This is a genomic window from Nocardiopsis halophila DSM 44494, from assembly GCF_000341245.1.
Taxonomy (GTDB): domain Bacteria; phylum Actinomycetota; class Actinomycetes; order Streptosporangiales; family Streptosporangiaceae; genus Nocardiopsis_A; species Nocardiopsis_A halophila.
In genome coordinates, this window is the sequence record NZ_ANAD01000137.1 from 15,166 (window position 1) to 32,114 (window position 16,949).

Here is a 16,949-nt window from a genome sequence, read left to right on the forward strand (position 1 = left end):
TCCGGTCAAGGCGTTCCGCGGGGCGCGGCCGGTCAGACCTCGCCGAACCAGCGCTGCGGCTCGGGGGCGAGGTTGCGGTAGATGTGCTTGGCCTCGCGGTACTCGTCGAGCCCGGCGTGGCCCAGCTCGCGCCCGATGCCGGACCGCTTGAAGCCGCCCCACTCGGCGCCCGGGAAGTAGGGGCCGTAGTCGTTGATCCACACGGTGCCGTGCCGCAGCGCGGCGGCGACGCGGTCGCCGCGGCCCGGGTCGTCGGTCCACACCCCGCCGGAGAGGCCGTAGTCGGTGTCGTTGCCGAGCTCGATCGCCTCGGCCTCGGTACGGAACGTCTCGACGGTGACGACCGGGCCGAAGACCTCGGTCTGGACGATGTCCATCTCGCGCGAGCAGCCGGTGAAGACCGTCGGGCGGTAGAAGTAGCCGTCGGCGAGCTCGGGGTCGTCGGGGCGCTTGCCGCCCGCGATGATCCGGGCGCCCTCCTCGACGCCGCGGGCGACCGCGGCCTCGACCTTGGCCCGGTGCTCGGCCGAGACCAGGGGGCCGCACTGCACGCCCTCCTTCTGGCCGCAGCCGATCACGATGGCCTCGGCGCGGCGGGCCAGCTCGGCGGTGAAGGCGTCGTGGACGTCCTCGTGCACGATGAGCCGCGCCCCGGCCGAGCAGACCTGGCCGGAGTGGAAGAAGGCCGCGTTGAGCGCGTAGTCGACCGCGGTGTCCAGGTCGACGTCGGGGAAGACGATGTTCGGGTTCTTCCCGCCCAGCTCCAGGGCGACCTTCTTGACGGTCTCGGCGGCACCGGCCATGATCCGCTTGCCGGTGGTCAGGCCGCCGGTGAAGGAGACCAGGTCGACGTCGGGGTGCTCGACCATGGCCGAGCCGACCTCGGCGCCGGTTCCCAGCACCAGGTTGACCACGCCGTCGGCGGGCACGCCCGCCTCCAGGCACAGCTCGACCAGCTTGCAGGTGGTCACCGGGGTGATCTCGCTGGGCTTGATCACCATGGTGTTGCCGGCGGCGACGGCCGGGGCCACCTTCCAGGCCAGCTGGAGCAGCGGGTAGTTCCAGGGCGTGATCATCGCGCAGACGCCCACGGGCTCGTAGACGACGCGGCTGAAGATCCCCTCGGGCGTGGAGACGATCCGCCCGGCGTCCTTGTCGGCCAGCCCGGCGTAGTAGCGGAAGACGCCGGTGACGTCGTCGACGTCGATCCGGCCCTCCTCGATCGTCTTGCCGGTGTCCAGGGACTCCATGACCGCGATCTCCTCGCGGTCGCGCTGGAGCAGGTCGGCGATCCGGCCGAGGATCGCGCCCCGCTCGGCGTCCGGGAGCAGGCGCCAGTCGCTCTCGTCGAAGGCGCGGCGGGCGGCGGCCACCGCGGCGTCGGCGTCGGCCCGGGTCCCCTCGCTGACCACGGTGAGCACCGAGGCGTCGTAGGGGTTGAGGACGTCACGGGTGCCGCCCTGGGCCGCCGCGCGCCAGGTACCGCCGACGAACATGCTCGTGGCGGCGGGCGATCCCGCATCCGACAGGTACTGCTTACTCGGAAGGGTTACGTAGGGTTGCATCACGGACCCCTCTTGCCCAGCAGAAACGCCTCAAAACACTTTAAACTAGGCGTTATTCGATCGTGACTTTCTAAAATCACGATGCTGACCTGCGAAAACATCCGCAAGGCCGACACGCAACCGTGGTTCACATCACGCAACAGATCAAGATTTGGTCACTGTAAGTGATGACCCTCGGTGACGGCCCGCGTCACCGTCCGCCCCCGGCCCCCTCCCCCACCCTGGACAACACCGCCCCAAGGAGGGGTAACGTAGATAAGGCATGCCTAATACGGCGGACCGCCGCCGGGCACGCCCAGTCCCCCACGCACCCCGCAACCGCCGGCCGCACCGCACCGGCCCGACCACGCGAGCGACCATGCTTCTAGAGCAAGAGCGCAGGGACGTCTCCCGCACCGCCCGCCGACTGGCCGCCGAGGGCCTCGCCACCGGCGGGGCCGGCACCGTCAGCGTCCGCTCCGGCGACCTGATCGCCGTCACCCCCGCCGGCGTCCCGCTGGACCGCGTCGAGCCCGCCGACTGCCCGGTGCTCTCCTTGGAGGGCGGCGTGCTGGAGGGCCGACGCGCCCCCGCCGCCGACACCACGCTGCACATCGCCGTGCACCGCTGCGCCCGGCCCGGCGCGCTGGTGCAGGCGGCCGGAGAGCACGCCTCGGCGCTCTCGGCGGTACTGGCCGAGCTCCCGCCCGTGCACCAGGCCGCCGCCCGGCTGGGCGGAGCGGTCCCCGTCGCCGGCTACGCCGCCTACGGCTCGGCCGACCTCGCCGACCAGGCGGTCAAGGCGTTCAAGGGCCGCAGCGCCGCGCTGCTGGCCTGCCTGGGCGGGGCCGCCACCGGGGCCGACGCCGACCGGGCCTACGAGAACATGCGCCTGCTGGAGTGGCTGTGCGGGGTCTACGCCCGCGCCCGCACGCTCGGCGCGCCGCGGGTGCTCTCCGAGGAGGAGCTGGCCGAGGTGCGCCGCCGCGACGCGGAGGGCTGGGCCGGACCGGATCCGTTCCTGCCCTGCTGACCGGCGCGGCCGCGCCCGGACACCACCGGACCCCACGTGAGGCCTCTGAATTCCGGAGGATTTCCCGTGGGGTTTTCTCATATCCGGATCAGGGACGAATTCCGGAATCCCTCCGGCCGCATCCGGCCCACTGGCATAACCCGACCGAAGATCACTAGACTTCTCGCGCATCTCAACGATGAATCAGACAAATAACTCACGAAGGGGCAGCAGACGGGCCCGACCGGGAGAGTGACACGGCCCGGCGGGGGCGTCGGCCCCCGGAGCGCCCGCGCGCCCGCCCCGCCTTCGAGAGGACCCCCCACACGATGCGCACCCCCCTGGCCCTGGCCACCCTCCCCGCCTGTGCCGTCCTGCTGGCCGCCTGCGGCGCCCAGCCCGCCGAACAGGGCGGCGGGGACGACGACTACGGCAGCGTCACCATCGGGACGGGAAGCACCTCCGGCGTGTACTACCCGCTCGGCGGGGCGCTGGCCGAGGTGATCTCCGCCGAGGTCGACGGCGTCACCGCCTCGGCCACCTCCACCGAGGCCTCGGTGGCCAATATGAAACTGATCGACAGCGGCGAGGCGCAGATGGCCATCGCCCAGTCCGACGCCGTCTCCCAGGCGGTGGCCGGGCAGATGGAGTTCGAGGGCACGCCGGTCGACGGCAAGGTGCTGACCGCGCTCTACCCGAACGTCTACCACGCGGTGACCCTGGAATCCATCAACGAGGACCAGGGCTATGAGTGCTTCTCCGACGTGGACGGCGACCGGTTCTCGGCCGGCCCGGCCGGCAGCGGCAACGCCCTGGCCTCGGAGCTGATCTTCAACGCCCTGGAGCTCGGCTTCACCAGCACCGACGTCCAGCACCTGGACTACGCCGACACCTCCACCGCGCTGCGCGACGGCACCATCGACGCCGGCTCGTGGGTGGTGGGCGAGGGCCACAACACCCTGCTGGAGCTGGAGGCGACCGACCCCATCCACCTCGTCCCCTTCTGCGACGACGAGCGGGAGCAGATCACCGACAGCTACCCCTACTACAGCGACCACGTCATCGAGGGCGGGACCTACTCCACCGTCGAGGACGACGTGGACACCATCGCGCTGTGGAACCTGCTGGTGGTCCCCTCCGACTTCCCCGAGGACGCCGCCTACGACGTGCTGGAGGCGATCTACGGCAACGTCGGCGACCTGACCGCGGTCTACGCCAACGGCGAGGACTACTTCGTCCCCGAGACCATGGCCGAGTCCTCGGTGGCCATGCACCCGGGCGCGGTCCGCTGGGCGGAGGACAACGGCGTGGAGCTGCCCGCCGAGGTCCTGCCCGAGTCCGGCTCCTGAGCCGACGGCCGGGGCCCTCCGCCGCGCACCCGCGGGGCGCCCCGGCCCGCCCGCCGGCTCCCGCCCCGCTCCCGGGGCCCGATCCCTCCCCGCCCCATGGGCGGGCCCTCCTCGGAGAGGACCCATGAACGACAGTCGCGCCGGACAGCCCGGCGAGCAGGCCCCCGGCGAGCGGCCCGCCGAGGACGCGGCCCCGTCCGGGGCGGCCTCCGCCACCGCCGGCGGCCGCCTCCCGGTCGCCGACGACGAGCAGGAGGGCACCGGCCCGCTGTGGCAGCGCATGGCCGCCCAGCGGTGGGGCGGGGGCGGGGCGGCGCGCGCCGTCGGCGCGGCCACCCTGGCCGTCGCGGTGGCCTTCGGGCTCTTCCAGGGCTACACCGCGCTCTTCGTCGGCATCGACATCTACGTCCAGCGCGTGGTCCACCTGATGTTCGTGCTGGTGCTGGTCTTCCTGCTCAAGCCGGCCGCGCGGTTCGGCTGGGCGCGCAGCGCCCCGATGGCCGCGGTGGACCTGCTGCTGGTGGCCGTGGCGGTGGGGGTCTCGCTCTACCCGGTCCTCAACCGCACCGAGCTGCTGGAGCGCGTGGCCGCCCCCACCCCGGCCGACATCGCGGTGGGCGCCATCGCCCTGCTCCTGCTCCTGGAGGCCTGCCGGCGCACCATCGGCCCGTTCATGGCCTTCCTCGGCGCGGTCTTCCTCTTCTACGCCTGGATCGGCCCGCTGCTGCCCGGCGCCCTGGCCCACGGCGGCTACCTGTACCAGCGGATCGTCGCCTACACCTACTTCTCCGCCGACGGCGTCTTCGGAGTCCCCCTGGGCGTCGCGGCGACCTTCGTCTTCGCCTTCATCTTCTTCGGGGCGCTGCTGCAGAAGTCCGGCGGCGGCGACTTCTTCATCGGCCTGGCCTACGCGCTCACCGGCCGCTACACCGGCGGGCCCGCCCANNCAAGGGGGCGGTGGTCGGCAGCGCCCTGATGGGCTCGATCACCGGCAGCGCGATCGCCAACACGGTCACCACCGGCGCCTTCACCATCCCGATGATGAAGCGGGTCGGCTACTCCCGGCACGAGTCGGCCGGGGTGGAGGCGGCCGCCTCCACCGGCGGGCAGCTGCTGCCCCCGGTGATGGGCGCCGGGGCGTTCGTCATGGCCGAGATGATGGGCGTGCCCTACGCCGACATCGTGAAGGTCGCCATCATCCCGGCGCTGATGTACTTCGCGGTGGTCTTCCTCTTCGTGGACATCCTGGCGCGCAAGAACGGCATCGGCGGGCTGCCCGCCGACCAGATCCCGCGGCTGCGCACCACCCTGGCCGCCGGGTGGCACTTCATCGCGCCGCTGGTCCTGCTGATCACCCTGCTGCTGGCCTACGTCCCGCCGCTCCAGGCGGGCATGTACGCCATCGGCGCGCTGTTCGCCGTGGCGATGCTGCGCAGCGCCAGCCGCCTCACCCTGGCCGACATGGGCGAGGTGTTCGCGCTGACCGCCCGCAACGTGCTGGCGGTGTCGGTGGCCACCGGAGTGGCCGGGATCATCGTCGGCGTGGTGGGCCTGACCGGGCTGGGGCTGAAGCTGTCCGGGATGATCGTCGGCGCGGCCGCCGGCAGCCTGCTGCTCACCCTGGTCCTGGTGGCGCTGGCCTCCCTGGTGCTGGGGCTGGGCCTGCCGGTGACCGCCGCCTACATCGTGCTGATCGTGCTGGCCGGCCCCGCACTGACCGAGCTGGGGCTGCCGCTGATCGTGGCGCACATGATCGTCTACTGGTACAGCCAGGACTCCAACGTCACCCCGCCGGTGGCGCTGGCCGCGTTCTCGGCCTCGGGCATCGCCGGCGCCTCGCCCACCCGCACCGGGTTCGCCGCCTGGAAGTTCGCCAAGGGGCTGTACCTGATCCCGGTGCTGATGGCCTACTCGGCGATCATGCTGGACGGGAGCCTGGGCGAGATCGTGTTCTCCGTCGTCGGCGGCATGGTGGGGCTGGTGGCGTTCGCGGTGGCGCTGGAGGGCTTCCTGCTGCGGCCCGCCCGGCTGTGGGAGCGGGCGCTGCTCCTGGTGTCGGGCGTGCTGGTCTTCATGCCCGGCACCACCACCGACCTGGTCGGCATCGCGGTGACGGCGGCCCTGGTCGCCCTGCAGTTCCGCGGCCGCCGCCCGGCCCCGCGCCCCCGGTGCGCGCCCCCTCTTCGCCGTTGATCTCGGGCAAGTCGGGGTAATACCGGCCGGTATTACCCCGACTTGCCCGAGATCAACGGGGGTGTCGGCGCGGGCGGGGACGGGCCTCACCCGGTGATCGCGCGGGCGAGGGCGGCGCCGATGAGGGCCGCCCCGAGCCCGGAGGCGACCGAGGCCGCGGCGTTGGCGAAGGCCAGGAAGCGGGCGCCGGTGCGGGCCAGCCGGAAGGTCTCGTAGCCGAACGTCGAGTAGGTGGACAGCGCCCCCAGCAGGCCCGTCCCGGCGAAGGCCTGCAGCGCCGGCGGCAGCGCCAGCGCGGCGGCCGCGCCCAGCAGCAGGCAGGCGGTGGCGTTGGCGGCGTGGGTGCCCCACGGGAACACCGAGTCGTGGCGGGCCTGCACGAAGCGGTCGGTCAGGTAGCGCAGCGGGGCGCCCACGGCGGCGCCCAGGGCGACCATCAGCCAGGTCATCGGTTCCCCCTCCGGTTCCGGACGGCCGTGGCGGGCGCCTCCGCCNGAGCGCCACCGCGGCCAGCGCGCCCAGCAGGGTGCCGCCCAGGTAGGCCAGCGCCCAGCCGGCCCGGCCGGCCTCCAGCAGCTGCTGGGCGTCGACCGCATGAGTGCTGAAGGTGGTGTAGCCGCCCAGCACCCCGGTGCCCAGGAAGGGGCGCATCAGCCGGGAGCCGGGCCGGGCTTCGACCACCACCATGAGCACCCCGATCAGCAGCGCCCCGGTGACGTTGACCAGCAGCGTGGACAGCGGGAGGCCGCCGGGTCCGTGCGGCACCAGGACGTCGGCGCCGTGCCGGGCCAGGGCGCCGATCGCGCCCCCGGCGGCGACCGCCCCGAGCACGGCCCCGGGGGCGCGGGCGAGTTCGCGGACCTGGCGCGGCGAGCGCAGGTCGACGTCGGGGTCGATGGGCCCCCGGTCCGGGGCCGCGGTCGCCCCGGTACGCGCGGGTTCGGTGGTCATGGACGTCTCCCATCAGCAGTCGCGGGCCGCCCCGGGTACGGGGCCGTCGCTGACAGGGACCGTTGGCGGCCGATCGCCGCGGTTCCCCCGCGCACCGCGCGGGGCGGCGGGCCCCACCGCCACCAGGCGATGATAACCGCCCGCGCCCCGCATCCCCGGGACAGGGCCGGGCGGGAGCGGCGCGTCGGGGTTGCTCCGGTCGACCGCGTGTGCGCCCGCGCAGGGGAACGCGCACCGTAGTTCCGGCATTCGACCATATTCCGGCGGATCAACGACAGAAATCGCATTTCCCCTGCCGAACTCGAAATGCCGTCGAAACGACCGCCATCCCCGCTCCAGTGCGCGGCACCGCCGCACCCTCCCTCGTTGATCTCGGGGAAGTCGGGCTTAAGAGGGCCGTCATAAGGCCGGGTTCCCCGAGATCAACGCGGATCCGGGCCCGGGTCAGTCCGCCAGGTGGTCGAGGAGGAGGTCGTTCACCCGGTCGGGGCGTTCCACGCCGACCATGTGGGCGGCGCCGCGCACCAGCTCGAACCGGGCACCCGGGATGCCGGCGGCAAGCCTGCGGCCGTACCCCGGGGGCAGCTGCGCGTCGTGCGCCCCGGCCACCACCAGGGCGGGCACGCGGATCCGCGCGATCCACGGGAACTGGTCGGCCGGGGCGACCGCCTCCCAGCAGTCGGCGAACCCGGCCGGGTCCACCCCGGCGAACTCCTCGCCCACCCGCTGCACCACGTCCGGGCGCTCCTCGGCGAAGCCGGGGGTGAACCAGGACAGCGTCGCCTCCCCCCGGACCGCGGCCATGCCCTCCGTGCGCGCCCGGGCCGCCGTGCGCAGCCACTCCCCGGCGCGCGGCACCCGCGCCGCCCCGGACAGGTAGGCCAGCCGCCGCAGCCGTTCCGGAGCTCTCACCGCCAGCCAGGTGGCCACCGACGCGCCGCCCATGCCGGCCCCGACCACCCGGATCGGGCCCAGGTCCAGGGCGTCGAGCAGTCGGATCACGTCCCGCCCGAGGTCGTCGAGGCCGACGCCGCCCGGCGGCGCGGGCGTGGCACCGTGGCCCCGGTGGTTGATGCGCAGCACGCGCATGCAGCGGGTGAGCTCGGGCATCTGCGGCTCCCACACCGTCCACTTCACGCCGAAGGGGGGAAGGAGCAGGACGACCGGGCCGTCAGGCGGCCCGTCGAATCGGTGCTGCAGGGGAACTGCGGTCATGCGACCCCTCCGGGGGCCGATCCTCACGACATGATCGCCCAACCTAGCACATGAGTGACACACGCCACATGAGCACTGAGAATGCGCTCCGGACGCGGCCCTCTGCTGCATGACTCCGCGGTTCCCTGCGCGCTGGGGACGGCCGGGAAGCCCGTCGCGGGTCTGCGCGCCGTGCCGCCCCCGGTGCCCCGGGCTCCGTGGCCGGCGGACGCGCGTTCAGGCCGGGCGCGAGCGGAAGATGTTGACCACCGCCCCCTCGGGCAGGGGCGTCCCGGCCGAGGGGTTGGTCGAGGCGACCATGCCCTCCCCGTGCTCGGAGGGGACGCGGACGCCGCCCTCGCGGACGCGGAACCCCACCTTCTCCAGGACGGCCTCGGCCTCCTCGAAGCTCCGGCCCCGCACGTCGGGCACGGGCGGTCCCGGCTGGCGCCGGGGCGCCGACCCCACGGAGAACCCCGGCCGCAGCGCGGAGGGGCGGGGCTCGGGGAAGGCGGTGGCGTCGGTCCCCCGCAGGGCGCCGCGTATGCCGTCCCGCCAGATGGGCCCGGGGATCGTGGAGCCGTAGACCACCGAGTGGTACCGGCCGCCGATGGACACCCCGCGCAGCGGGTGGCGGGCGCCGCCGCGCGGGTCCCCCACCGCGACGGCCGAGGCCAGGTCGGGCGTGTACCCGGCGAACCAGGCGGCGGCGAACGCGTCGGTGGTGCCGGTCTTGCCCGCCGCCGGGCGCCCGGGAGCGAGCCCGTGCGCGGTCCCGCCGTCGGCCAGCGGGGCGCGCATCACGTCGTTGACGGCGTCGGCGGTCGCCTCCTCCAGCGCGCGCTCGCACACCGGGTCGACGGCGCGCTCCTCTCCGTCCGCGGCGACGATCTCGGCCACAGGGCGCGGCTCGCAGCGGACACCGCGCGCGGCGAGCGTCGCGTAGGAGACCGCCACGTCCAGCGGGGCGACCTCCTGGTCCCCCAGCGTGAAGGAGTTCCACTCGCCGAAGGGCTTGCCGTCCGCGCGCTTGGCGCCGAGGCGCTCGGCCATCCGGACCGTGTCGCACAGCCCGACCCGCTTCTGCAGTTGGGCGAAGTAGGTGTTGGAGGAGTGCTTGACGCCCTCCTCCATGTCCTGCCGCCCCTCGTCGCTGTCCCCGGAGTTGCGCACCTTCCACTCCCCGAGGCGCTCGCCCGAGCAGGTGCGCTGCCCCGTCACCGTCGTCGACTCGGGCGAGTCGAACGTGGTGCCGACGCCCATCCGCTTCTCCAGTGCCGCGGCGACGGTATAGGCCTTGAAGACCGAGCCCGCCTGGAAACCGGTCCCTCCGCCGTGGCCGGCGTCCACGGCGAAGTTGAGGGAGGTCTGGTCCGGGTCGTCGCCGTCGAAGCCGTACTCCCGGTTCTGCGCCATGGCCGCGACGTCCCCCGTTCCGGGCTCGACCATGGCCTGGACCGCCACCTTGCCCGCGTCCGCATGGCGGGGCACGTGGCGGTCCACCGCGCGCTGGGCCGCCTGCTGGGCGTCGGGGTCCAGGGTCGTGCGGATCGTCAGTCCGGAGCGCCGCACCCAGCGCGCGCGCTCCTCGGCCGTCGCCCCGAAGCGGGGGTCGTTCTCGATCCAGGCGATCACGTACTCGCAGAAGTAGGGGTGGTCGCTCTCGAAGCACCCGCCGCCGAGCGGCGTCATGTCCAGGCCGAGGGGCCGGTCCGCCGCGCTCTCGGCCTCCTCCTCGCTGATCACGCCGACCTCGGCCATGCTGTGCAGCACCGTGGTCCTGCGGTCCAGCGCCGCCTCGGGGCGCTCCACCGGGTCGTACACCGCCGGGCCCTTGACCAGTCCGGCCAGCGTCGCCGCCTGCACGGCGTCCAGGTCGGCGGCGTCCACCCCGAAGTAGCGCTGCGCGGCGGCCTGCACCCCGTAGGCGCCGTTGCCGAAGTAGGAGATGTTGAGGTACCCCTCCAGGATCCGCTCCTTGGGCAGCGCCGACTCCACCCCGAGGGCGTAGCGCAGCTCGCGGATCTTGCGGGCCAGGGTCGTCTCGGTGGCGCGCGCGGCCTGCTCGGGCGTCTCGGCCGCCTCCACCAGCACGTTCTTGACGTACTGCTGGGTGATGGTGGAGCCGCCCTGGGTACTGCCGCCGAGGGTGGCCAGCGCTGCGCGGAACACCGCGCGCATGTCGACCCCGGCGTGCTCGTAGAAGCGGCGGTCCTCTACGGCGAGCACGGCCCGGCGCATCACCGGGGCGATGGCGTCCAGCGCCACCGCTTCGCGGCGGCGGTCGTGCACCGTGGCGAACTCCTCACCGTCGGCGTCCAGCAGCACCGACTGCTGCATCATGCCCGAGGGGGCGAACCCCTCCGGCATCTGCAGCGCCGACCGGGCGGCGTCCCGCGCCACCACCGCCCCGCCGCCGACGGTGGCCAGCACCATCGCGGCGACGAGCAGTCCGGCGACCGCCGAGAGCCGCACCAGGTGGACGACCGACACCGCAGCCGATCCCATCACGCCCGCACCCCCATGCGCTTGGGTCCCGCCGCGCCCGCTCCCCCATGCGCTCGGGTCCCATTCAGCGAATCTAGGCAGGTGCGCACCATCGGGCGGTCAAAGACGGGCCGCGTGCCGGTCATGATGGCCGACCGGTCTTCCGGGCCGGATGCGGAGGACCCCGTCCCGCCACAGTCCCCTGGCGCCGCCACCACGCCTGCGTCATCGCGGACCGAAACCGACCGCAATGCCTTCTACCGTCGGGACGTCACCGCGAGAACGACTCTGAGAACGACCGCGCGAAAGGCGGACCCCATGGCCGAGCACACCGCGCCCGCGCACACGACCGAGCGCGACGAGATCCTGGAGATCCTGCGCGAGCAGCGCCGCTTCCTCCGCCTGACCGTCCGCGACCTGAAGGGGGAGCAGGCGGGCCGCCGCACCACCGCCAGCGAGCTGACGCTCGCCGGCCTGGTCAAGCACGTCGCCCGGACCGAAAAGGGCTGGATCGCGATCATGAACGGCCGCACGGAGAGCGACCCGGACCGCGAGGCGGCCTGGGGCGACGACTTCCGGCTGGTCGGGGACGAGTCGCTGGAGGACGTCCTGGCCTTCTACTCCGAGGTGGAGGCGGAGACGGAGCGGGCCGTGGCCGCGCTGCCCTCGTTCGACCACCCCGCCAGGCTGCCCGAGGCGCCGTGGTTCCCCGAGGACGCCGCGTGGTCGGCGCGGCGGATCCTGCTGCACCTGATCCGGGAGACCGCGCAGCACTGCGGCCACGCCGACATCATCCGCGAGTCCCTGGACGGCGCCACCACGACCGCGGTGATGGGCGAGGCCGTCGAATGGGGCGACCGGACGGAGGGCTGAGGACGCCGGCCGCCGTTCGGCCCGGGTCGGGACGGGTCCGGCGCGGCCGCCCCGGACCGGACGGGGCCCTCCCCTCCGGTGCACGCGCCCGCCGCACGATTACCGTCAACACACGGTTGACGAAAAGAGGGCGTCAACTTACCGTTGACGCATGAGCGAGAACGAACCGGTCCAGAACACGGTCCCCGTGCGGCTGGACGACCTCATCGACGCGATCAAGAAGTCCCGCACCGACCCGCTGCGGCAGCTCACCGACGCCGTCGTGGCCGCCGAGCACCTCGGGGACGTCGCCGACCACCTCATCGGCCACTTCGTCGACCAGGCCCGGCGCTCGGGCGCCTCCTGGACCGAGATCGGCAGGAGCATGGGCGTGAGCAAGCAGGCGGCCCAGAAGCGCTTCGTGCCCAAGGAGCCCCTCGACCCCGAGGAGGGCTTCTCCCGCTTCACCCCCCGTGCGCGGAACGCGGTCGTCGCGGCCGGCAACGAGGCCCAGCGGACGCGCAGCGCCGAGCTGGTGTGCGGCCACCTCGTCCTGGGGCTGCTCGCGGACGGCGACGCGATCGCCGTCCGGGCCGTCGCCGACCAGGGCGTCGACCTGGACGGCCTCCGGCAGGCCGCCGAGGCCGCGCTGCCGGCCGCCGCCGACGAGGTCCCCGAGCTGGTCCCCTTCGGCACCGATGCGCGCAAGGCGCTCGAACTCACCTTCCGGGAGGCCCTGCGCCTGGGCCACGGCCACGTCGGCACCGAGCACATCCTGCTCGCCCTACTGGAGCAGGAGGACGGGAACGGGCCGCTGTCCGGGGCCGGCGTGGACAAGGAGGCGGCCGCGGACTTCATCACCCGCACGCTCGCCGCCATGACGGCCTCCTTGAAGGCCGGCGAGTAGGAACCGGCGAGCACGCCGGCCGGCGACACCGGGGGCCGCGGAGCGGCCGCACCGCTGCCCCCGGATCGATGTTCCCCGCGCTCCGTGTTCGCCCGGAGGGCGAAGAGCTCCCCGCACCCCGGGCCCGGATCCGGCACGACCGGCCGTGCGGCCTCCGGTCGCCGGGTCAGCTCCCCGCCACCGGAGGCCGTGCCTCCTCGGTGGCGCCGCCTTCGCCTCCGTCCCCCTCTTCGCCGCCGCCCTGTTCCCGCTCGGGCACGGCGAAGTCGCGCATCCGGCGCAGCGGGGAGAAGACGAGCACCAGCGGGCTCAGGGCCATGCCCGCCGCGAACACCGCGATCGCCTCGCGCACCCCGATCAGCTCGGCCACGGCGCCGCCCATCAGCGCGCTGAGCGGGATCAGCCCCCACACGATGGTGCGGATGGTCGCGGTCAGCCGCCCCAGCAGCTCGGGCGGGCACTCCCGCTGGCGGTAGGCGATCTGGCAGATGTTGTACATCGCGGTCCCCGCCGCCAGCACGGCCGAGCCGAGGACGAACAGCCCGGCCTTCCAATCCGGCGCGGCCAGCGGCAGCAGCAGCCCGAAGGGCATCGTCACCAGCCCGGACACCCAGGTCAGCCGGGCCTGCCCCATCGCCTCGGACAGCCGGCGGGTCACCGCCGCACCGGCGATCGCGCCCAGCGTCGCCCCGGCCATCATCCACCCCACCGCCGCCGGGGGAAGGCCGGCGGTGCGGGTCAGGAACAGCACCTCGAGGGCGAAGATCGCGCTCATGAAGAGGTTGATCAGCGCGGTGTTGAGCACGATCAGCCGCAGCAGCCGGTGGCCGAACAGGTAGGCCACGCCGTCGCGGATCTGGCCCGCCATTCCGGCGCCGCGCACCGGCTCCGGGGCGGGCTCGCGGGTGCGGATGGCCCCCAGGAAGGACAGCGAGACCAGCGCCGTCAGCGCGTTGGCGCCCAGCGTCCCCGCCGCACCCAGCACCTGGACCAGCGTTCCGGCGATCCCCGGCCCGGCGAATCCGGAGACCGAGCGCACCGCCTGCAGGCGCGAGTTGCCGTCGACCAGCCGGTCCGCCCCGACCAGGCTGGGCAGGTACGTCTGGTCGGCCACGTCCCCGAAGAGCCGGGCGCACCCCAGCAGCAGCGCGACGCCGACCAGGAACGCCAGGTCCAGCAGCCCGAACACGTAGGCCAGGGGGACCGAGGCGAGCAGCACCAGGCGCGCGGCGTCGGCGGCCATCATCACGGTGCGCCGCCGCATCCGGTCGACCCAGACCCCGGCGGGCAGGCCGAGGAGCAGGAAGGCCGCCTGTTCGGCTGCGGCGAGCAGGCCCACCTCGAAGGGGGCGGCGCCGAGCAGGACCACCGCGGTCAGCGGGAGGGCGACCTCGGTGACCGCGCCGCCGAGCTCGTTGCTGACGTGCGAGGACAGGAAGAAGCGGAAGTCCCGCCTGCTGCGCGCGGCGTCGCCGGGGCCGTCCCGGTCCGGGGCGCCGGGGGCGGGCGCGTCGCGGTCGCGGGCCGAGGAGGGGGGATCGGAACCGTCGGGCACGAGAGCTTCCCTTCACGTCGCTGTGGCGGGAACCGGAGCGGTCGACCGATTCTGTCACCGCGTCCGAACAGCCCGTGAACAGGCCGGTCGGTTCCGCCGATACGGCCGCGGCGCCGCCGCCCCGACTGCGGATCGGTCGCCGTCGGGCCCGTCTCCGGCGAGATCCGCACCGCTGTCCGCATTCGGACAGCAGCCTTACGAGCATATGTAGTACATGTGCTACAAATGAACGCACACCTCCCACGGAAGGACGGCGTCCATGGCTCTCACCGACGAGGGGCCCACCCGGGCCCCGACGGGCTCCCCGGGGGCGGGGCCCGCCATCGAGGTACGCGGGCTGCGCATGCGCTACGGCACCAACGACGTGCTCAAAGGGGTGGACCTGCGCGCGGACCCGGGCGAGGTCATCGTGCTCCTCGGTCCAAATGGCGCAGGGAAGACCACCACCGTCGAGATCCTGGAGGGCTTCCGCATGCCCTCCGCGGGCGAGGTGTCGGTGCTCGGCACCGACCCCGCGACCGGGAACGAGGCGTGGCGGGCCCGGCTCGGGGTGGTCCTGCAGTCCTGGCGCGACCACGGCAACTGGCGGGTGCGCGAGCTGCTGGCGCACTTCGCCGCGCACTACACCCCCTATTCCACCGCCGCGCGGCCGCGCCCGCGGGACGTGGACGGACTGCTGGCGGAGGTCGGGCTGGCCGGCCACGCCGGCGCCAGGATCGCCTCGCTCTCCGGCGGGCAGCGGCGGCGCCTGGACGTGGCCATCGGCATCGTCGGCCGCCCCGAGGTGCTCTTCCTGGACGAGCCCACCGCCGGGTTCGACCCGCAGGCCCGGCGCGACTTCCACGACCTGCTGCACAGCATGTCCGACGAGGAGGGCACCACCATCCTGCTGACCACCCACGACCTGGACGAGGCCGAGAAGCTGGGCGACCGCATCCTCATCCTCGCCGGCGGGCGGATCGTCGCCGAGGGCAGCGCCGAGCGGCTGGCCCGGCAGGTCGGCGGCGGGAGCGAGGTGCGCTGGACGCGGGCCGGGCAGCGGTTCGTGCACACGGCCCAGGACGGGACCGCGTTCGTCCGCGAGCTGCTGGCGCAGCACGGCGACGAGGTCGCCGACCTGGAGGTGAAGCGGGCCAGCCTGGAGGACGCCTACATGGAGCTGGTGGCCCGGCACGAGTCGGGGCGGGCGGACGAGGCCGCCGCGGTGCTGGACGGGACGGAGGGGATCGGACGGTGAAGGCGATGAACCTGAACGGGCACATCCTGCGGCGCGGCCTGGCCGAGGGGAGGCTGGCCCTCCTGGCCTCCCTGCGCAGCAGGCAGGAGATGTTCGGCACCGCGGTGTTCGTCGCGGCGTTCATCATCGGGCTGTCGTTCGTGCGCGACCAGACCGTCGACGGGACCGGTGTCGCCGCCGCGACGGCCTCGCTTCCGGGCGTGCTGGGCATGGCCGTCGTCTTCGTCGGGGTGCTGTCGACGGCGATGGTGCTCGCGACCGAGCGGGAGGACGGCACCCTGCTGCGGGCCAAGGCGCTTCCCGACGGCATGGCCGTCTACCTGGTCGGCAAGGTCGTCTTCGCGGCGGCCCTGGTCCTGACCACCGTGGCCCTGCTGGTGCTGCCCGGGCTGTTCCTGTTCGACGGGCTCGCCGCCGGGCTGGCGACCGGGTGGCCGCTGCTGCTCGGGGTGCTCCTGCTCGGCATGGTCGCCTCGATCCCGGCCGGGACGGTCCTGGGGTCGATGTTCGACAACCCCCGCCTGGTCAACGGCATCGGGATGATCCCGGTCATGGGGCTCACGATGATCTCCGGCGTCTTCTACCCGATCACGGCCCTGCCCGGGTGGGTCCAGGCGATCGCGCAGGCGTTCCCGATCTACTGGATCGGACTGGGGCTGCGCTCGGCGGTGCTGCCCGACAGTATGCTCAGCGCGGAGATCGGCGAGTCCTGGCGGCACCTGGAGATGGTGGGGGTGCTGGGCGCGTGGTCGGTGGCCGGGCTGGCCCTGGCGCCGTGGCTGCTGCGCCGGATGGCGCGCCGGGTGTCCGGATCGAACGTGGAGAAGGCGCGGCAGAAGGCGATGCAGCGTGTCTAGTGGTGCGGTGTCCAACCGGTCGAAGGCCGGGGCGAACGCGGAGCGGATCTACAACCGCATCGCGGTGCTGCGCGCGGAGCGCGGCATCTCCCGCCGCGCCTTGGCCGAGGCCCTGGGGGTGCACTACCAGACCATCGGCTACCTGGAGCGCGGCGAGTACAGCCCCAGCCTGTACCTGGCACTGAGGATCGCCCAGTTCTTCGAGGTGCCGGTGGAGGTGGTCTTCTCCACCGAGCCCTTCCCCAGGATCGGCAGCGCGGAGGCCTGAGGGGGCGCGGGGCGCGGGCTATGCGCGCCCGCGCCGCGCCAGGAGGCCCGTGACGCAGGCGGCCGCCAGGAAGACCGCACCGACCACCGGGAACACGACGGTCGCGGCGCCGAAGCCGATGTTGGCGCCGATGACCGGTGCGGTGGCGATCGCCCACCACACGCCCGCCATCACCGGCAGGGGCACCAGAAGGAGGACGGTGGCCAGGTGCAGGCCCCCGATGCGCCCGGTCGCGGCGCGCCGGACGAGCAGGGCGAGGCCGGCGAGCGCGACCGCGGTCCCGGCGATGCCGATCGCGATGACCGCTCCCTCGGGCACCGCCGGGGGAGCGACCGCGTAATCGGCCTCGGACAGGGGGAACCCGTGGCGCGCGGCCACCTCGGCGGGCGGGGTCCGGGACATCCACCAGGCTGCGGGGGCCGCGCCGAGGAGGAGCGCTCCGCCCTGGAGAACCGTGGAAGAGGTCTCGCTCTTCACCATCGTGTCCATACCGCCATCCTCCCCTGCGCAGGGCGTCCCGGCATGAGTAGGCATACTCATCGG

At 73.7% G+C, this 16,949-nt stretch carries 15 protein-coding genes and 1 pseudogene; 9 read left to right on the top strand and 7 right to left on the bottom strand.

Going from position 1 to position 16,949, the window contains the following annotated elements; all coding sequences use genetic code 11:
- Positions 1 to 32: 32 nt before the first annotated feature.
- Complete coding sequence (locus D450_RS0116100; protein WP_026128591.1) at positions 33 to 1,565, bottom strand: aldehyde dehydrogenase family protein; 1,533 nt, start codon at positions 1,563 to 1,565, stop codon at positions 33 to 35.
- A 358-nt stretch (positions 1,566 to 1,923) separates the two neighbouring features.
- On the opposite strand from D450_RS0116100, the gene D450_RS0116105 reads away from it, so the two are divergent.
- The 4 genes from D450_RS0116105 to D450_RS35460 all read left to right on the top strand — a co-directional run bounded on the left by D450_RS0116105 (position 1,924) and on the right by D450_RS35460 (position 6,098).
- Positions 1,924 to 2,577 carry a class II aldolase/adducin family protein gene (locus D450_RS0116105; RefSeq protein ID WP_017539690.1) on the top strand — a complete coding sequence of 218 codons (654 nt, stop codon included), beginning with the start codon at positions 1,924 to 1,926 and terminating at the stop codon, positions 2,575 to 2,577.
- Between the two features lie 308 nt (positions 2,578 to 2,885).
- Positions 2,886 to 3,905: a TAXI family TRAP transporter solute-binding subunit gene (locus tag D450_RS0116110; protein ID WP_017539691.1), complete on the top strand. Its 1,020-nt coding sequence runs from the start codon at positions 2,886 to 2,888 to the stop codon at positions 3,903 to 3,905.
- Between the two features lie 673 nt (positions 3,906 to 4,578).
- Positions 4,579 to 4,881: a TRAP transporter large permease subunit gene (locus D450_RS35745; protein WP_449289468.1), complete on the top strand. Its 303-nt coding sequence runs from the start codon at positions 4,579 to 4,581 to the stop codon at positions 4,879 to 4,881.
- On the top strand, positions 4,863 to 6,098 hold the full coding sequence (locus tag D450_RS35460) for a TRAP transporter fused permease subunit (protein WP_017539692.1): 1,236 nt from the start codon (positions 4,863 to 4,865) through the stop codon (positions 6,096 to 6,098). Before D450_RS35745 ends, D450_RS35460 begins: the two co-directional genes overlap by 19 nt.
- Before the next feature lie 86 nt (positions 6,099 to 6,184).
- Here the strand turns inward: D450_RS35460 and D450_RS0116120 are convergent, their stop codons facing one another.
- The 4 genes and pseudogenes from D450_RS0116120 to D450_RS30390 form a co-directional block, all read right to left on the bottom strand.
- Complete coding sequence (locus tag D450_RS0116120) at positions 6,185 to 6,547, bottom strand: fluoride efflux transporter FluC (protein WP_017539693.1); 363 nt, start codon at positions 6,545 to 6,547, stop codon at positions 6,185 to 6,187.
- A 106-nt stretch (positions 6,548 to 6,653) separates the two neighbouring features.
- Positions 6,654 to 7,049 (bottom strand): annotated as a pseudogene (locus tag D450_RS32555) (FluC/FEX family fluoride channel); the annotation flags it as partial.
- Between the two features lie 444 nt (positions 7,050 to 7,493).
- A complete protein-coding gene (locus tag D450_RS0116125; protein ID WP_017539694.1) occupies positions 7,494 to 8,264 on the bottom strand; it encodes an alpha/beta fold hydrolase in 771 nt (256 codons plus the stop codon).
- Between the two features lie 216 nt (positions 8,265 to 8,480).
- Positions 8,481 to 10,751 carry a penicillin-binding protein gene (locus D450_RS30390; RefSeq protein WP_083932669.1) on the bottom strand — a complete coding sequence of 757 codons (2,271 nt, stop codon included), beginning with the start codon at positions 10,749 to 10,751 and terminating at the stop codon, positions 8,481 to 8,483.
- Positions 10,752 to 11,048: 297 nt separating this feature from the next.
- Between D450_RS30390 and D450_RS0116135 the strand changes: the two genes are divergently transcribed.
- Positions 11,049 to 11,603 carry a DinB family protein gene (locus D450_RS0116135; protein ID WP_017539695.1) on the top strand — a complete coding sequence of 185 codons (555 nt, stop codon included), beginning with the start codon at positions 11,049 to 11,051 and terminating at the stop codon, positions 11,601 to 11,603.
- Between the two features lie 151 nt (positions 11,604 to 11,754).
- Complete coding sequence (locus D450_RS0116140) at positions 11,755 to 12,489, top strand: Clp protease N-terminal domain-containing protein (protein ID WP_017539696.1); 735 nt, start codon at positions 11,755 to 11,757, stop codon at positions 12,487 to 12,489.
- Positions 12,490 to 12,655: 166 nt separating this feature from the next.
- Here the strand turns inward: D450_RS0116140 and D450_RS0116145 are convergent, their stop codons facing one another.
- Positions 12,656 to 14,044, bottom strand: a complete 1,389-nt coding sequence (locus D450_RS0116145; protein WP_017539697.1) for an MFS transporter — start codon at positions 14,042 to 14,044, stop codon at positions 12,656 to 12,658.
- 259 nt (positions 14,045 to 14,303) lie between these two features.
- Between D450_RS0116145 and D450_RS0116150 the strand changes: the two genes are divergently transcribed.
- From D450_RS0116150 to D450_RS0116160, 3 genes are read left to right on the top strand one after another with little or no spacing between them, the layout of a single operon-like run.
- Positions 14,304 to 15,281, top strand: a complete 978-nt coding sequence (locus D450_RS0116150) for an ABC transporter ATP-binding protein (protein WP_017539698.1) — start codon at positions 14,304 to 14,306, stop codon at positions 15,279 to 15,281.
- 5 nt (positions 15,282 to 15,286) lie between these two features.
- Positions 15,287 to 16,138, top strand: a complete 852-nt coding sequence (locus tag D450_RS0116155; RefSeq protein WP_026128592.1) for an ABC transporter permease — start codon at positions 15,287 to 15,289, stop codon at positions 16,136 to 16,138.
- Positions 16,139 to 16,145: 7 nt separating this feature from the next.
- Positions 16,146 to 16,406 carry a helix-turn-helix transcriptional regulator gene (locus D450_RS0116160; RefSeq protein WP_017539700.1) on the top strand — a complete coding sequence of 87 codons (261 nt, stop codon included), beginning with the start codon at positions 16,146 to 16,148 and terminating at the stop codon, positions 16,404 to 16,406.
- Positions 16,407 to 16,424: 18 nt separating this feature from the next.
- On the opposite strand, the gene D450_RS0116165 is transcribed toward D450_RS0116160, so the two are convergent.
- Complete coding sequence (locus D450_RS0116165) at positions 16,425 to 16,895, bottom strand: hypothetical protein (protein ID WP_017539701.1); 471 nt, start codon at positions 16,893 to 16,895, stop codon at positions 16,425 to 16,427.
- Positions 16,896 to 16,949: the final 54 nt, after the last annotated feature.

Excerpts from the sequence above, each read along its gene's own strand:
- D450_RS0116100 (WP_026128591.1), bottom strand. The coding sequence starts at position 1,565 with ATGCAACCCTACGTAACCCTTCCGAGTAAGCAGTACCTGTCGGATGCG.
- D450_RS0116105 (WP_017539690.1), top strand. The coding sequence starts at position 1,924 with ATGCTTCTAGAGCAAGAGCGCAGGGACGTCTCCCGCACCGCCCGCCGA.
- D450_RS0116110 (WP_017539691.1), top strand. The coding sequence starts at position 2,886 with ATGCGCACCCCCCTGGCCCTGGCCACCCTCCCCGCCTGTGCCGTCCTG.
- D450_RS0116120 (WP_017539693.1), bottom strand. The coding sequence starts at position 6,547 with ATGACCTGGCTGATGGTCGCCCTGGGCGCCGCCGTGGGCGCCCCGCTG.
- D450_RS0116125 (WP_017539694.1), bottom strand. The coding sequence starts at position 8,264 with ATGACCGCAGTTCCCCTGCAGCACCGATTCGACGGGCCGCCTGACGGC.
- D450_RS30390 (WP_083932669.1), bottom strand. The coding sequence starts at position 10,751 with ATGGGATCGGCTGCGGTGTCGGTCGTCCACCTGGTGCGGCTCTCGGCG.
- D450_RS0116135 (WP_017539695.1), top strand. The coding sequence starts at position 11,049 with ATGGCCGAGCACACCGCGCCCGCGCACACGACCGAGCGCGACGAGATC.
- D450_RS0116140 (WP_017539696.1), top strand. The coding sequence starts at position 11,755 with ATGAGCGAGAACGAACCGGTCCAGAACACGGTCCCCGTGCGGCTGGAC.
- D450_RS0116150 (WP_017539698.1), top strand. The coding sequence starts at position 14,304 with ATGGCTCTCACCGACGAGGGGCCCACCCGGGCCCCGACGGGCTCCCCG.
- D450_RS0116155 (WP_026128592.1), top strand. The coding sequence starts at position 15,287 with ATGAACCTGAACGGGCACATCCTGCGGCGCGGCCTGGCCGAGGGGAGG.
- D450_RS0116165 (WP_017539701.1), bottom strand. The coding sequence starts at position 16,895 with ATGGACACGATGGTGAAGAGCGAGACCTCTTCCACGGTTCTCCAGGGC.